General features: G+C 63.8%; 13 protein-coding genes. 11 read left to right on the top strand and 2 right to left on the bottom strand.

The window, feature by feature from the left end; all coding sequences use genetic code 11:
• Positions 1-21 precede the first annotated feature (21 nt).
• Positions 22-945 (bottom strand): neutral zinc metallopeptidase, encoded by a 924-nt coding sequence (locus ACFQ6Y_RS06590; protein ID WP_378630299.1) that lies wholly within the window; start codon positions 943-945, stop codon positions 22-24.
• 163 nt (positions 946-1,108) lie between these two features.
• Between ACFQ6Y_RS06590 and aspS the strand changes: the two genes are divergently transcribed.
• The 3 genes from aspS (at position 1,109) to ACFQ6Y_RS06575 (ending at position 5,286) form a co-directional block, all read left to right on the top strand.
• Positions 1,109-2,917 (top strand): aspartate--tRNA ligase, encoded by a 1,809-nt coding sequence (gene aspS, locus ACFQ6Y_RS06585; protein ID WP_378630296.1) that lies wholly within the window; start codon positions 1,109-1,111, stop codon positions 2,915-2,917.
• A gap of 18 nt (positions 2,918-2,935) precedes the next feature.
• Positions 2,936-3,913, top strand: coding sequence for a DUF389 domain-containing protein (locus ACFQ6Y_RS06580; protein WP_378630292.1), 978 nt, complete (start codon positions 2,936-2,938; stop codon positions 3,911-3,913).
• A 191-nt stretch (positions 3,914-4,104) separates the two neighbouring features.
• Positions 4,105-5,286 (top strand): kinase, encoded by a 1,182-nt coding sequence (locus ACFQ6Y_RS06575; RefSeq protein ID WP_378630290.1) that lies wholly within the window; start codon positions 4,105-4,107, stop codon positions 5,284-5,286.
• 68 nt (positions 5,287-5,354) lie between these two features.
• Here ACFQ6Y_RS06575 and ACFQ6Y_RS06570 read toward each other — a convergent pair whose 3' ends face one another.
• Entirely contained in the window at positions 5,355-5,735 is a 381-nt protein-coding gene (locus ACFQ6Y_RS06570; protein WP_378445930.1) for a nuclear transport factor 2 family protein, read from the bottom strand.
• Positions 5,736-5,858: 123 nt separating this feature from the next.
• On the opposite strand from ACFQ6Y_RS06570, the gene ACFQ6Y_RS06565 reads away from it, so the two are divergent.
• From ACFQ6Y_RS06565 to aroC, 8 genes are all read left to right on the top strand, one after another.
• Positions 5,859-7,268, top strand: a complete 1,410-nt coding sequence (locus tag ACFQ6Y_RS06565; RefSeq protein ID WP_378534517.1) for a replication-associated recombination protein A — start codon at positions 5,859-5,861, stop codon at positions 7,266-7,268.
• Between the two features lie 77 nt (positions 7,269-7,345).
• A complete protein-coding gene (alaS, locus tag ACFQ6Y_RS06560; RefSeq protein WP_378445931.1) occupies positions 7,346-10,018 on the top strand; it encodes an alanine--tRNA ligase in 2,673 nt (890 codons plus the stop codon).
• Positions 10,019-10,020: 2 nt separating this feature from the next.
• Positions 10,021-10,554 (top strand): Holliday junction resolvase RuvX, encoded by a 534-nt coding sequence (gene ruvX, locus ACFQ6Y_RS06555; protein ID WP_230815526.1) that lies wholly within the window; start codon positions 10,021-10,023, stop codon positions 10,552-10,554.
• Positions 10,551-11,861 (top strand): endolytic transglycosylase MltG, encoded by a 1,311-nt coding sequence (gene mltG / locus ACFQ6Y_RS06550; protein WP_378630287.1) that lies wholly within the window; start codon positions 10,551-10,553, stop codon positions 11,859-11,861. The genes ruvX and mltG overlap by 4 nt, the downstream gene beginning before the upstream one ends.
• Positions 11,851-12,690, top strand: a complete 840-nt coding sequence (locus tag ACFQ6Y_RS06545) for a shikimate dehydrogenase (RefSeq protein WP_378630285.1) — start codon at positions 11,851-11,853, stop codon at positions 12,688-12,690. Before mltG ends, ACFQ6Y_RS06545 begins: the two co-directional genes overlap by 11 nt.
• 257 nt (positions 12,691-12,947) lie before the next feature.
• Positions 12,948-13,406 carry a prepilin peptidase gene (locus ACFQ6Y_RS06540; RefSeq protein WP_378630282.1) on the top strand — a complete coding sequence of 153 codons (459 nt, stop codon included), beginning with the start codon at positions 12,948-12,950 and terminating at the stop codon, positions 13,404-13,406.
• Between the two features lie 232 nt (positions 13,407-13,638).
• Positions 13,639-14,337 (top strand): S1 family peptidase, encoded by a 699-nt coding sequence (locus ACFQ6Y_RS06535; protein ID WP_378630279.1) that lies wholly within the window; start codon positions 13,639-13,641, stop codon positions 14,335-14,337.
• A 111-nt stretch (positions 14,338-14,448) separates the two neighbouring features.
• Entirely contained in the window at positions 14,449-15,636 is a 1,188-nt protein-coding gene (gene aroC, locus ACFQ6Y_RS06530; protein ID WP_003944974.1) for a chorismate synthase, read from the top strand.
• The last annotated feature ends 9 nt before the right edge of the window (positions 15,637-15,645 follow it).

The raw sequence follows: 15,645 nt of genomic DNA, 5'->3' as shown, positions 1-15,645 counted from the left end.
AGCGGGATGGTTCGGGGTTCTCTACCGCTTCAGGTCGGGTGGATTGTTCAGATCCCTCGCCGAGTAGGTGTCACACGAGGAGACCTGGCCTGTTTGATATCCAGTTGCGAACCACGCCTGACGTTGCGCGGACGAGCCGTGTGTCCAGCCTTCGGGGTTGACCCGATCGGTCGTGGACTTCTGGATACGGTCGTCACCCACCGACGAAGCCGCCGACAGTGCGTCGCGAATGTCGTTCTTCGACAGGGGCTTCAGGAAAGGTTGGCCGGTTGCCTCGTCGGGAATCGTGTCCGCGAAATGCGCCCAGACGCCGGCGTAGCAATCTGCCTGGAGTTCCGTGCGGACCGCGCCGGACTCCTCACCCTGCGGGTCGGCTTGCGCACGGCCGATGTCGCCGAGCTGATTCTGGATGTGATGACCGAACTCGTGCGCGACCACGTACTCCTGTGCGAGCGGCCCTGCGCTGGAACCGAAACGGTCGACGAGCAGTTGGAAGAAACTCGTGTCGAAGTACGCCGTCTGGTCGGCCGGGCAGTAGAACGGACCGACATCACTCGACGCCTGTCCGCACCCGGTGTTGACCGAACCGCTGAACAAGATGACCTCGGGTCGGACGTATGCGGTTCCGGTCTGCTTGACCAATTGCTGTTCCCAGACATCGTCGAGGCTTCCGACGGTCAGAGTTACTCGGCAGTTCACGTCTGCGTTTGCCTGAGCGCCGGTGCACTCGTCTACCGAGGACAGTCCTGTCGACGAATTCGAAGTCTCCGTCGACGTACCCAGAAGTGAGCCGGGATCGCCACCGAACAGCAGCGCCAGGATCAGGACGATGATGCCGCCCGCGCCACCGCCGATCGCGATTTTGCCGCCCCGGCCACCCCCGCCCCCGCCGCCTTGAACCTGAACGCGTCCCGCTTCACCGCGAGCCCCCTCGTTGAAGGTCATCTATGTCCGCTTTCTGCTGTCGGGAACCAGTGCTTGCCGTCACTTCTGGAGATAGCTTCGCATGCGATGCGGGTCCGCGTTTCCGCTCTGCGCAGTTCGCTCCGTAGGATCGCAGGCAAAGTAGTCGGTCGTCGGTTATTGGAAGTAGTTCGAAAGGAATCCCGTGCTGCGCACACATCTCGCCGGTTCATTGCGACCCGAGCAGGCAGAGCAGACCGTAACGCTCACCGGTTGGGTAGCCAGGCGTCGTGATCACGGCGGAGTGATCTTCATCGATCTCCGTGACGCATCCGGAGTTGCGCAGGTAGTTTTCCGGGCAGGTGACGTGGCCGAGCAGGCGCACCGTCTGCGCGCGGAATACTGCGTCCGCGTGACCGGAACGGTCGAGGTTCGCCCCGACGGCAACCAGAACTTCGAGATCCCCACGGGAGCAATCGAGGTCAACGCCACAGAACTCGAGGTTCTCAACGAAAGCGCACCGCTGCCGTTCCAGCTCGACGATCAGGTCGGCGAAGAAGCACGCCTGAAGTATCGTTACCTCGATTTGCGTCGTGAGGGCCCCGGCTCCGCAATTCGCTTGCGCTCCAAGGTAAGTGCTGCAGCGCGCGGCGTTCTCTCGCACCACGAGTTCGTCGAGGTCGAAACGCCGACGCTCACGCGTTCGACGCCAGAGGGCGCCCGTGACTTCCTCGTTCCGTCACGCCTTCAGCCCGGTAGCTTCTACGCACTGCCGCAGAGCCCGCAGCTGTTCAAGCAGCTCCTCATGGTCGGCGGCATCGAGCGCTATTACCAGATCGCGCGTTGCTACCGCGACGAGGATTTCCGCGCCGATCGTCAGCCGGAGTTCACCCAGCTCGACATCGAGATGGCATTCGTCAACCAGGACGACATCATCCTGCTCGCCGAGGAAATCCTCACGGCGCTGTGGAAGCTGGTCGGCCACGAGATCAAGACGCCGATCGACCGCATGACCTACAACGAGGCAATGCGTCGTTACGGCAGCGACAAGCCCGACCTCCGTTTCGGTATCGAACTGGTCGAGTGCGCCGAGTTCTTCAAGGACACGACGTTCCGCGTGTTCCAGGCCGAGTACGTCGGCGCCGTCGTGATGCCCGGTGGTGCAAGCCAGCCGCGCAAGCAGCTCGATGCTTGGCAGGAATGGGCCAAGCAGCGCGGCTCCAAGGGTCTGGCGTATGTGTTGGTCGGCGAAGACGGCACCCTCGGCGGCCCCGTCGCCAAGAACCTGACCGACGCCGAACGTGAGGGCCTTGCGGCTCATGTCGGAGCTCAGCCTGGTGACTGCATCTTCTTCGGAGCCGGTGCGACGAAGTCGACGCGCGCGCTCCTCGGCGCAGCCCGTGGTGAGATCGCACGTAAGAAGGACCTCATCGATCCCGACGCGTGGGCTTTCGTGTGGATCGTCGACGCTCCGATGTTCGAGCCGACTGCCGACGCCACTGCTTCCGGTGACGTTGCGCTGGGCCACTCCGCCTGGACGGCCGTGCACCACGCGTTCACCTCGCCGAAGCCGGAGTTCTTCGACACCTTCGACACCGATCCGGATTCCGCTCTCGCCTACGCATACGACATCGTCTGCAACGGCAACGAGATCGGCGGCGGCAGTATTCGTATCCACCGCAAGGACATTCAGGAACGAGTGTTCAAGGTGATGGGTATCTCCGAGGAAGAGGCGCAGGAGCAGTTCGGCTTCCTCCTCGACGCCTTCGCCTTCGGCGCGCCTCCGCACGGCGGAATTGCATTCGGCTGGGACCGCATCACGGCGCTCCTCGCCGGCATGGATTCCATCCGTGAGGTCATCGCGTTCCCGAAGTCCGGCGGCGGCGTCGACCCGCTGACGGATGCGCCGGCACCGATCTCGGCTCAGCAGCGCAAGGAGTCGGGTATCGACGCGAAGCCGGAGAAGAAGTCAGAGGACAAGAAGTCCGAAGGCGACACCGGCGAAGCCAAGTAGAGCCGACACCGGATCGCCATGCTGCATTTGCGGGTGATCTGCCCGACCGAGCGCACCGAGCAAGTTCTCGGTGCGCTCGCGTCGCAGCGGGGAGCGACACACATCGTCGTATTACGTGATGTCGCAGTTCATCCTGCCGGTGACATGGTGGAGGCCGACGTCGCCCGTGAAGCGGCCAACGACGTCGTCGATGCCCTGAACGAACTCGGCGTCGCCGAGGACGGCGGAATGACGCTCGTACCGGTCGAGACGGTGTTGTCGGCGGCGGCGCGCAAAGCCGAGCGTGACGTGCCTGGTGATCCAGCGGATTCCGTCGTGTGGGAGGAATTGCTGTCCCGCACTCGGGAAGAATCAACTCTCAACGGATTGTTCGTCGCGTTCCTGACGATCGCGTGCCTTCTTGCCGCAATCGGCGTTGTCACCGACTCACAGATCACGATCGTGGGCGCAATGGTCGTCGGCCCCGAGTTCGGGCCGCTGGCGGCCCTTGCGGTGGCACTGGTGCGGCGCGACCGACGGTTGCGCCGACGCTCGATTCTTGCGCTCGCCGTCGGATTCCCCATCGCGATGGGCGTGACTCTTGCTGCCACGTTCGTGGTGAAGTTCTTCGGATGGATGGACGTCGTCAGTCTCGAATCACTCCACGAGGTCGATTTCGTCTACGAGGTCGGGCCAATTTCCTTTGTCGTCGCCCTCCTCGCCGGCGCGGCCGGAATGCTGGCGCTCGTCTCCTCGAAGTCCGCCGCCTTGGTCGGGGTGTTCATCTCGGTCACCACAGTTCCCGCCGCTGGTTTCGCCGTGGTTGCGGCAGCGAACGGGGAGTGGCGGATCGCCGGATTGTCGTCTCTGCAACTGGCGGTCAACCTGCTCGGGATAGTCATCGCCTGTGTACTCGTTCTCTGGGTCAGAACGCGGGCCGACGAGGAATTCGAAGCAGCGTTGAAGGGCATTTCTCGATTCGTCGACGAGGACGACGACGCGGACAAATCGGCGTGAGGTTGTATTTGCGGAGTTCTGCTCACGAGTAGAAAAATTCTCGTGAGAACTGTGTGCCGATGTGGCGATTAGGGACTTTTGTCATCACCGCACGTGGGAGCCTATTTCTGTCGTTGTGAGCCCTCGGATTTACGAGCCTGCGCGGATGAGCTGGGCATGATCGGAGTCACTAACGGGTAAGTTGGTCGGTGATGACCGCATTACTGGCAGACCCCGTTTCCGAAGTCGTCGCAGCTGCTGAGCAGTTGCTGACACGCCGCACAGGGGCACCCGTAACCCTGGTGGATCCAGTTGATCTCGGGGGGAGTGGCCGCACCGTCGTGCTGCGCGTCCGTGTCGCCGAGAATCCGTTCTCGTTGCCTCGCACACTGGTGATCAAGCAGGTCCGCGACAACTTCCAGGGAGCTACCAAGACGGCGATTGCTCTCCCAGCTGCGTCTGAGGGTGACTTCGACGTCGAAACTGCCTTCCTCCGTGAAGCGGTGTCGTATCAGTTCGCCAACGCGCTTGCCAAGGATGCTCGCCCCGGCGCGGAACTGTTGGCGTCCGACCTCGACGCTCGTCTTTTGATCCTGAGTGATCTCGGCGACGCCACCGCCATCAGCGTCCGTCTCGAAGACTCCGACCCGGACACCGTCACGCACACGTTGATGGCCATGGCGCAGGCCATGGGCCGCATGCACGCCGCGACAGTAGGCCGTGAGGACGACTTCACCGCGCTGCTGCGTCGCGCCGAGGTCGCCCATTGCTCCGACGAAGTAGCGGATCAGGTGGGACGCGCCGTGGCCGGCGTTCCCACCATGCTGGTGGAAAGTCTCGGCATCGATGTGAGTTCGGACATTCTCGAGCAGGTGCTCCACGCACAAACGCTGTTCAGTGGCGGCCGGTTCCGTGCATTCAGTCCGTCGGACCTGTGCCCGGACAACATCATCGTCAACGACGACGGCGTGCAGTTCCTGGACTACGAGTGGGGCGGCTACCGCGACGCCCTCCTCGACATCACGTACGCGCTGGTGTCGTTCCCCGGTTGCCTGTGCAACATCGACCTGACCGAAGAGCGGGCGTCTGCGATGGTGGATGCCTGGCGGGCCGAGGTCGTCGGGATGTGGCCCGCCCTGGCCGACGAGGCCGAGTTGGGACGCAGGATCGTCGAAGCCCAACTCATCTGGGTCTGGCTCAGCACCTACCTGTACCTGCCCGAAGACCATTCACGTATCGCTGCGGTCCGAGAGCACTATCTCTCGATCCCGCGCGCCGACGCACTGGTGGGACGCTGGGCCAGGCTCGCACGTTCGGCGCAGCTCGCCGGCAACGACGCCGTCGAGGCACACGCCCGTGAGGTCGTGGCGGCGTTGCGCACCGAGTTCAGTTGAGTCTCTGACCACATGCAGAAGGGCGCCCGTGCACGCAGCACGAGCGCCCTTTCTTTGTCGAGGTCCGCTCAGTTGTCGGAGACCAGATCGCTCTCGGACAGGTCCGTCGCTGCGAGCGCCGTCGCCAGATCAGGATGCCGGAACGTCGACGTGACCTGATCGGCCACGACTCGGAACGCCGAGGCCACAGTTGCGGACTTGTCCGGTTCGGCCGCCCACGTTGCAGTCTGTTCGACGACGACCACGCCGTGGTGGACGTACATCTTTCCGGGGACGAGTGTGATGCCGGCGTTGGTGGCCCACTCGCGCAGGGCAGCGAGTCCCTGGCTCGCGCCCTTGGGGCCGCCGACCTCGATGTCGTCACTCGACAACTGCAGCAGTGTGTCGATGTCTTGGGAGTTGAGTGCATCGTGCCACGCGAGGACGGTGGCGATCTCGGAGGTGCTCATGGCGACAACGCTATCCAATGCTGATTCCCGGCGGGGTGAGGGCTGGCGGAACAGCGGATTGTGTCAGGCGTCGGTGGTCTCTAGTAGCGTCGATTCGTGAGCGATTGGCAAGCGGAAGACAGTGTGGTGGTGAAAGACAGCGTGGTGGCGGAAGACGGCCTCTTCGAGGCAACGCCGGAAGAGTCCGAGATCGACGAACCAGATGTCGTGTCGGTAGCCGAGCGCGCTTTGTCCTCGGTGCCGCCCGGTGCTCCTCTGGCTGTCCGCATGCGCCCGCTCACTCTTGGTGAGGTTGTCGGGCAACAGCACTTACTCGGGCCCGGCGCGCCACTGCGCAGAATGGTCGAGGGATCCGGCGCCGCATCGGTGCTTCTGTACGGACCTCCCGGCACCGGCAAGACCACGCTTGCATCGTTGATCTCGGGTGCAACCGGCCGCCGGTTCGAGGCCTTGTCTGCTCTGTCCGCGGGTGTCAAGGAAGTCCGCGGTGTCATCGAACTCGCGCGCCGTCGCCTGCTGAACGGCGAACAGACCGTTTTGTTCATCGACGAGGTTCATCGTTTCTCCAAAACCCAGCAGGACGCCTTGCTCGCCGCAGTCGAGAACCGGATCGTTCTCTTGGTCGGCGCGACCACCGAGAACCCGTCGTTCTCCGTCGTCTCCGCGCTGTTGTCGCGCTCGTTGGTCCTGCAACTGCAATCGCTCACCGCTGCCGATGTCCAGGAACTGCTCGAGCGTGCGGTCGCGGACGAGCGAGGGTTCGGGGGAGCGATCACGATCGACGACGACGCGATGGAACACCTCGTCCGTCTGGCTTCCGGCGATGCACGCCGAGCCCTGACGGCACTCGAGGCCGCTGCCGGGGCCGCACTGGACACTGCAGGTGACGCGCCGGGTCCGGTGGTGCTCGACCTCGCGACCGTCGAGGCCAGCGTCGACAAGGCTGCGGTTCGGTACGATCGTGCCGGAGATCAGCACTACGACGTCATCAGCGCATTCATCAAGAGCATTCGCGGCTCCGACGTCGACGCCGCGCTGCACTACCTCGCACGGATGCTGACCGCGGGCGAAGACCCTCGATTCATCGCACGGCGTCTGGTCGTTCACGCCAGCGAAGACATCGGCATGGCCGATCCGACAGCTCTGCAGACTGCTACCGCCGCCGCGCAGGCAGTGCAGCTGATCGGCATGCCCGAGGCGCGTCTTGCTCTGGCACAAGCCACCATTCATCTGGCGACGGCCCCCAAATCGGGTGCGGTCATCGCCGCTCTCGGCGCTGCAATGGCCGACGTGGCCGCCGGAAAATCCGGACTCGTACCGCCGCATCTGCGTGACGGGCACTACAAGGGCGCCGAGCAATTGGGCAACGCAGTCGGTTACAAGTACCCGCACGACACACGTGATGGTGTTCTGCGGCAACAGTATCCGCCGGACGATCTGGTGGGTGTCGACTACTACCAGCCCACCGCGCACGGCAACGAGCGAGAGATCGCCGATCGGGTGAGCAAACTCCGCCGAATAGTTCGTGGCTGACGCCTGCCAGGTTCCACCGGTCGACGCGTTAGTCTGGACACCCATAGCTCGACGCTCTTGAAGGTAAGGACCGGTTAGTGCAAACCCACGAGATCCGCAGGCGATTCCTCGACCACTTCGTCAAGGCCGGCCACACCGAGGTGCCCAGCGCCTCGCTGATTCTCGACGACCCGAACCTTCTGTTCGTCAACGCGGGCATGGTTCCGTTCGTGCCGTTCTTCCTCGGGCAGCAGACGCCGTCCTACTCGCGCGCGACGTCCGTGCAGAAGTGCGTCCGCACCCTGGACATCGAAGAGGTCGGCATCACCACCCGCCACAACACCTTCTTCCAGATGGCGGGCAACTTCTCCTTCGGTGACTACTTCAAGAAGGAAGCCATCTCCCACGCCTGGCAGTTGCTGACAGGTTCGGTCGAGGACGGCGGATACGGCATCGATCCCACCCGCCTGTGGGCCACCGTCTACCTTGACGACGACGAAGCATTTGCGATCTGGCGCGACGAGGTCGGACTGCCCGAAGAGCGCATCCAGCGCCGCGGCATGAAGGACAACTACTGGTCCATGGGCATCCCAGGACCCTGTGGTCCCTGCTCGGAGATCTTCTACGATCGCGGCTCCGAATACGGCGTAGAAGGCGGCCCGGAAGCCGACGAGGACCGCTACATCGAGATCTGGAATCTCGTGTTCATGCAGAACGAGCGCGGCGAGGGCACCAACAAAGGCGACTACCCGATCCTCGGACCGTTGCCGAAGAAGAACATCGACACCGGCATGGGCGTCGAGCGCGTCGCGTTCCTCCTGCAGGGTGTCGAAAACGTCTACGAGACAGATCTTCTCCGCCCCGTCATCGACAAGGCCGCCGAACTGACCGGCAGTGTCTACGGGACCGACCACACTTCAGACGTCCGTTTCCGCGTCATCGCCGACCATGCACGCACCGCCGCGATGTTGATCGCCGACGGTGTGAACCCCGGCAACTACGGCCGCGGGTACGTCCTGCGTCGGTTGCTGCGTCGTATCGTGCGCTCGGCCAAACTGCTCGGCAGCGAGCAGCCCACCATGCGCGAGTTCATGATCGTCGTCCGCGACACGATGGCGCCGTCGTACCCGGTTCTGGAAACCGACTTCACGCGCATCGAGAACGTTGCCGTCGGTGAGGAGACCGCGTTCCTCAAGACGCTGGCCTCGGGATCGGCACTCTTCGAAAATGCTGCCGAGTCGGTCAAGTCGTCCGGAAAGTCGGTCATCGCCGGCGATCAGGCGTTTGCACTGCACGACACCTACGGCTTCCCGATCGACCTCACGCTCGAGATGGCGTCCGAGGCCGGTCTCACCGTCGACGAAGACGGTTTCCGCTCGCTCATGGCTGAGCAGCGCAAGCGCGCCAAGGACGACGCGCAGGCTCGTAAGCACGCTCACGCCGACCTCACGGTCTACAAGGAACTGCTCGATCGAGGCGCCACCGAGTTCACCGGTTTCGACGAACTCGTCTCCGAGGCTCACGTTCTCGCGTTGATCGTCGACGGCGTCCGCGTGCCGGTGGCGAAGGCCGGCCAGGACGTCGAGGTCATCCTCGACCGAAGCCCGCTCTACGCAGAGTCCGGCGGACAGATCGCCGACATCGGTTCGCTCACCGCTCCGGGCCTCGAGGCCAAGGTCAACGACGTGCAGAAGATCGCCAAGAAGGTCTGGACGCACAAGGTGACTGTCAAGAAGGGCGAGATCACCGAGGGTGACGTCGTACTCGCGCACGTCGACGCCGAGTGGCGCAAGGGCGCAACCCAGGGGCACTCCGGCACCCACATGGTGCACGCTGCGCTGCGTCAGGTGCTCGGCCCCAACGCGGTGCAGGCCGGCTCGCTCAACAAGCCGGGTTACCTCCGCTTCGACTTCTCCTGGCAGGGCGCGTTGTCCGAGTCCCAGAAGCAGGACATCGAAGCCCTCACCAACGAAGCCGTGGCGTCGAACTACGCGGTCAACACCTTTGTCACTGATCTCGACAAGGCCAAGTCGATGGGTGCGATGGCACTCTTCGGCGAGAACTACGGAGACGAGGTTCGCGTCGTCGAAATCGGCGGCCCGTTCTCGATGGAACTGTGCGGCGGTACTCACGTCGGAAGCTCCGCTCAGATCGGTCAGGTCACGCTGCTCGGTGAGCAGTCGGTCGGCTCCGGAATCCGACGCGTCGAGGCGTACGTCGGTTTGGATTCGTACCGCTACCTCGCCAAGGAGCGCGCGCTTCTGGCCGGACTGTCCTCCTCACTGAAGGTTCCTTCGGAAGAGGTGCCTGCTCGCGTCGAGGCACTCGTCGAGCGACTCAAGGTGGCCGAGAAGGAACTCGAGCAGACCAAGGCCAAGGCTGTGCTGGCGTCGGCAGGCGAGTACGTCGCCAAGGCCAAGCGCATCGGCAGCGTCCTGGTGATCGCCGAACCGGCTCCTGCCGGAGTCGGTGGAAACGATCTGCGCAGCCTCGTCACGGACATCAAGGGTCGCCTCGGCTCCGAACCTGCCGTCGTAGCTCTCCTCGGTGACGTCGACGGCAAGGTTCCGTTCGTGGTCGCCTCGAGCAAGGCAGCTCAAGGTCTCGGTGTGAAGGCCGGCGAACTGGTCGCGTCGTTCGGACCCAAGATCGGCGGCCGCGGCGGCGGAAAGCCCGACATGGCCCAGGGCTCGGGTTCGGACTCCGCAGGAATCCCGGCGGCGCTCGATGCGATCCGGGACAGAGTCGGAGAGCTGGCGGGCGGCAGCTGACGGTGGTGGCTACGCAGCAGGGTCCCGATCGCCCCGGCATCGACGACCCTGGTCGCGGGCGGCGCATCGCCATCGACGTCGGCAGTGTTCGCATCGGCGTCGCGTCCAGCGACCCCGACGGCATCCTCGCAACACCGGTGGAAACGGTTCCACGCTCGAAGGAGCGTGGGCCCGACGCGCCGGATATCCGGCGCATTATCGACATCGTGTCCGAATACGAGGCCGTTGAGGTTATCGTCGGACTGCCACAGACGCTGCGCGGTGAGCAAGGTAAAGCCGCCGGTATCGCGACTGCATTCGCCAAACGACTGCAGCGGGCCGTCGAACCGATCCCGGTGAGACTGTCCGACGAACGACTGACGACTGTCACGGCTGCGCGCAATCTCCGCGAAAGTGGAGTCAAGGCACGCGGTCAGCGGCCGATGATCGATCAGGCTGCGGCGGTGGAAATCCTGCAAGGCTGGCTGGACGAGCGGAGTAGAGCTGTGAAACCAGGGGAGTCGTCGAAGGACGCTGCACTGGAGGGCGATCTGTGAACGCGCGGTGGGATGAGGGCGGCGGAAGCCGGCCCACCAGTTCGTTCGACTTCGACAACGACGAGACAATGGTCATGCGTGCGCTGCCGCAGAACATCGATCCGCCGCACATGTCGCGAGCGGAGGCACGCAAGCAACGCGAAGCGCGCAACAAGCGCGCCAAGCGAGGCAAGAAGGTCGGTGTTCTCGCCCTACTGGTGTTGGTGATCGCAGTTCTCGGCGCCGGTGCATACGGCGCTCTCTGGTACATGGATCGCAACAAGGCCGCAGAGGACTTCGCCGGCCCCGGCGGCGCACCCGTGGTCATCCAGATCAACAGTGGAGAAACCGCATCGGAGATCGGTGCGACGCTCGAGGCGAAGAACGTCGTCGCGAGTTCCGCTGCTTTCTACAACGCCGCGATCGCCAATCCGTCGGAGATTCAGAAGGTGCAACCCGGCTTCTACCAGGTGCCGGTGCAGAGTAGCGCCGCGAGCGCACTCGACACCTTGGTTGCCCCGGACTCCCGAGTGGGCAGTGTTGTGATCGCCGAGGGACGTCAGCTGCACGACAGTTCGGACGCGCAGACGGGCTCACTCAAGAAGGGCATCTACAACCTCATTTCCGAGGCGAGTTGTGTAGGCCCGGCTTCCGCTCAGAAGTGTGTCTCGACAGATGAATTGAACACTGCGGGAGCATCTTCCGATCTGGCGTCGCTCGGCGTCCCGGACTGGGCCATGTCTTCGGTCAAGAGCGTTCCGGACAAGGATCGTCAGCTGGAAGGTTTGATCGCCGCCAGCAGTTGGGATTTCGACCCGACTGCGACGCCCACCGAGATCTTGCGTGCGTTGGTCGAGGGCAGTGCCGCCAAGTACGAGGCCACCGGGATTCTGACAGCCGGAAGTGGCGTCGGAATGACGCCGTACCAGTTGTTGGTGGCAGCGTCGTTGGTCGAGCGTGAGGCATTGCCTGGCGACATGGCCAAGGTCGCGCGAGTGATCGTCAACCGACTCGCCGTCGATCAGCCGTTGCAGTTCGACTCCACGGTCAACTACTCACTCGACACCACCGAGGTCGCCACCACGGATGCCGACCGTGAGCGCGTCACTCCCTGGAACACGTACGCGATGCCCGGCCTGCCCGCGACGCCCATCGCTTCGCCGAGCATCGACGCTCTCAAGGCCGTGGAATCCCCGGCAGACGGCGACTGGTTGTACTTCGTCACGATCAACAAGGAAGGCCAGACGCTCTTCACCAAGAGTTACGAAGAGCATCTCGCCAACATCGAACTGGCACAGCAAAGTGGGATTCTCGACAGTGGACGGTAGTACCGCGGCAACACTCGAGACGCCGCGTAAGGCAGCTGTTCTCGGAAGTCCGATCGCTCACTCGAAGTCGCCGTTGCTGCACCTTGCGGCGTACGAGGCTTTGGGCCTGAGCGATTGGACCTACGAGAGGATCGAGTGCACCGGCGAGCAGTTGCCTGCCCTCGTGGATTCACTCGGCCCCGAATGGGTCGGACTCTCGGTGACGATGCCCGGCAAGATCGCAGCACTCGAGTACGCCACCGAACGCACACCGCGGGCGGTGACCATCGGCTCGGCCAACACCTTGGTTCGCATCGACGGCGGTTGGCGTGCCGACTGCACGGACGTCGACGGAGTCAGTGGTGCCCTGATCGCCGGCGGTGTCGGCGATCTGAGCGGGAGTTCGGCGGTAGTTGTCGGTGCGGGAGGCACCGCGCGGCCGGCACTGGTCGCGCTGGCCGACATGGGAGTTCGGGCAGTCACCGTGGTCGCGCGTGATCCGGGACGCGCATCCGGTGCCATCGAATGTGGTGGCGCTGTCGGGTTGGACATTGATCTGGTTTCGTTCGACGACGCACGGCTCGGTGGGATCTGCGCCGAATCCTCGGTCTTGGTCAGTACGGTTCCCGCAGATGCTGCAACTCCCTTTGCCCAGCAATTGGGGAAGGCAGGATTTGTCCTCGACGCGATCTACAACCCCTGGCCGACGCCACTCGCTTCGGCGGTCGAGGCGGCTGGTGGCACGGTGATCGGAGGCCTCGAGATGTTGCTCAATCAGGCCTTCGGACAGGTCGAGCAGTTCACGGGCAAGCCCGCTCCGCGAGAGGCCATGGCGGCCGCTATCGCCTAGCTCTGTTCACAGGGCCCGGGTAGTCCACAAGACGATTCGTAGTCTGCCGCTGGTGAACGCCAGACCCCATGCTCGACACCATGTGGACGTTGGTGGTCTTGGCAGGCGGTGGGGTCGTCGCAGGTGCCGGTGCACGGGCGATCGCTGACAGTTGGTTGAGGCGACACGGTTATCGACCAGTGGCGACTCTTTGTTGTGCGTCCCAGTGCGCCGTCGCATCAGGCTGGGTTGTCGTCGGCGCGATGAATACTTCCGTGGTGCAGCTAATTTCAGGTCTCGCTGTGGTGTGGTGGTGCGTTGCGATCTCGACTGTCGACCTGGCTGTGCACCGGCTGCCCAACAGTTTCACCTTGCCGGGCTATGCCGTCGTGATGGTCTACGCGACGGTGTCGGGAACGGTGTGGGCAGCCGCGGTGGGATCGGCACTGCTCGCCGGAATCCATCTCCTGGCGCACGTGATGTCGCCTGGATCCATGGGTCTAGGCGATGTGAAGCTTTCTCTTCCGTTGGGTGCGCTGACCGGATTGGTGGGAGCGGACGCCTGGCTGTGGTCGTTGATCTCCGCGTCGGTACTCACCGCAGCCCTGGGTATCGTGCTCGAACTTCGTCGAAGACTCGAACGTCGAAATTCCGGCCCGGTAGCCCACAATTCGCCCGTCGCGCACGGACCCTCGATGTGCCTGGCAGCATGCGGTTCGATTGCGTTTGCCTGGTGAGCGTGACGAGCGCAACGTTCACGGAGAAAGCTCGCGTCATTGAGGATTCAACGACGGATCGTGATCTGCAGGAAAGACGTAACCGTCGGCTTCATTTGTTCGGGCATCGTAAGCGCGCAGTCCCAGTATGCGGCGCGTCGGACTTGCCGAATGTCCCCACACTGTCGTTCACTGTGGTTTCGGAAATGGGACAAAACGAATCTCGTTTCGCACTCGATTATCGGGGGAACCTATGCGCACAAGGCTTTTCGTCGCTGCCGCAGCCTGTTTGGCGGCTGTGGCTGCAGGGGCAGGCGTCGCCGGCGCCGCGCCTGCACCATCGTCGGTGGCACTGGGCGGGGGCTCAGGAATCCTGCTGCCGGACGTGGATCACTCCAATCCCGACCGAGTTGCGGCGTGCACGTTGACCGCGGTCGGCTATGACAACGCCGGTTCGCTCGTGGCACTCACCGCCGGACACTGCGGAGTTGTCGGCGACCGAGTGTTCGCCGAATACCTGCCCGAAGCCGGCCCTATCGGCCGATTCACCTACTCGAGTCCGGTCTCGGACATCGCCGTCATCGATCTCGACGACGCAAAGGTTGCTCCGCTACGTACCGTCGGCGGCACGACGATCAACGGTATCGGCGCCCCGCCGGCACCGGGCACGATCGTGTGCAAGGAAGGCCGTTCGACCGGTAACACGTGCGGTATCACCTGGGGCTACGACTCCGTCTACGGAGAGATCGTCGAGCACACGTGCTCGATTCCCGGTGACTCCGGTGGACCACTCGTCGTCGGCGATCGCCTGGTGGGGTTGATCAGCAACGGTTTCGAACCGTACTGCTTCGAGCCGCTCCCGCCGCCGTTCCACGCTCCCGACAACTCGGCCGACATCAACATCGGATTGGCTGACATCAACGCCAACGGTGGAGGATTCCGCCTTCTCTAGACCCACAGGTACTGCTGAGATGGCCCACACGCATCGTGCGTGTGGGCCATCTGTGTTCACCTGGAGGACCACTGTGACAACTGAGGTCTGCGACGTGGAAAGATGGTCGGCGTGCTGCGTTGGATAACTGCCGGAGAATCCCATGGTCCCGCCCTCGTCGCGATGCTCGAGGGCATGGTCGCGGGGGTCGAAGTGACCTCTGAGGCCATCTCGTCCGAACTTGCCCGTCGTCGACTCGGTTACGGCCGTGGTGCGCGGATGAAGTTCGAGGCCGACAAGGTCACCATCATCGGCGGTGTCCGCCACGGATTTACGCTCGGTGGCCCCGTGGCCATCGAAATCGGCAACACCGAGTGGCCCAAGTGGGAAACCATCATGTCCGCCGACCCGGTCGACCCGGACCTGCTGGCCGATCAGGCTCGCAATGCCCCGCTGACGCGCCCGCGTCCCGGTCACGCCGATTACAGCGGCATGCTCAAGTACGGCTTCAACGACGCGCGTCCCGTCCTCGAGCGCGCCAGCGCTCGCGAGACCGCAGCTCGGGTAGCCGCCGGAACCGTTGCACGGTCGTTCCTGCGTCAGGTATTCGGTGCCGAGGTCGTCTCACACGTCATTTCCATCGGTGCTTCCGAGCCTTACGTCGGTCCCGTGCCGGAGGGCAAGGATCTGGACGCGATCGACGCGAGCCCGGTCCGCGCATTCGACAAGGCCGCCGAAGAGTCGATGATCGCCGAAATCGAATCGGCCAAGAAGGACGGCGACACCCTCGGCGGCGTCGTCGAGGTCGTCATCCACGGCCTGCCGGTCGGACTCGGCACTTTCGTCAGTGGCGCCGAGCGCCTTGATTCGCGACTTGCCGCTGCCCTCATGGGAATTCAGGCCATCAAGGGTGTCGAGGTCGGTGACGGTTTCGAAACCGCGCGTCGTCGTGGCAGCGAGGCTCACGACGAAATCCGTCCGGGCCCGGACGGCATCGTGCGCTCCACCAACCGCGCAGGCGGTATCGAAGGCGGCATGACCAACGGTGAGGCTCTGCGAGTTCGCGCCGCGATGAAGCCGATCTCGACGGTTCCGCGCGCTCTGGCGACGGTCGACATGGAGAGCGGCGAAGAGGCCGTGGCCATCCACCAGCGCAGTGACGTGTGCGCGGTTCCGGCCGCCGGCGTCGTCGCCGAGTCGATGGTTGCACTTGTCGTCGCTCAGGCCGCACTCGAAAAGTTCGGTGGTGATTCCATTGCTGAAACCACTGCCAACTACCGTCGTTACGCCGAGGGCATCGCAGCCCGACCGCCTCGATAGGACTCACGT

It is taken from the genome of Rhodococcus sp. NPDC056516, from assembly GCF_042794655.1.
Classification (GTDB): Bacteria; Actinomycetota; Actinomycetes; order Mycobacteriales; family Mycobacteriaceae; genus Rhodococcus_F.
This window is presented reverse-complemented; position numbering and strand designations above follow the sequence as displayed.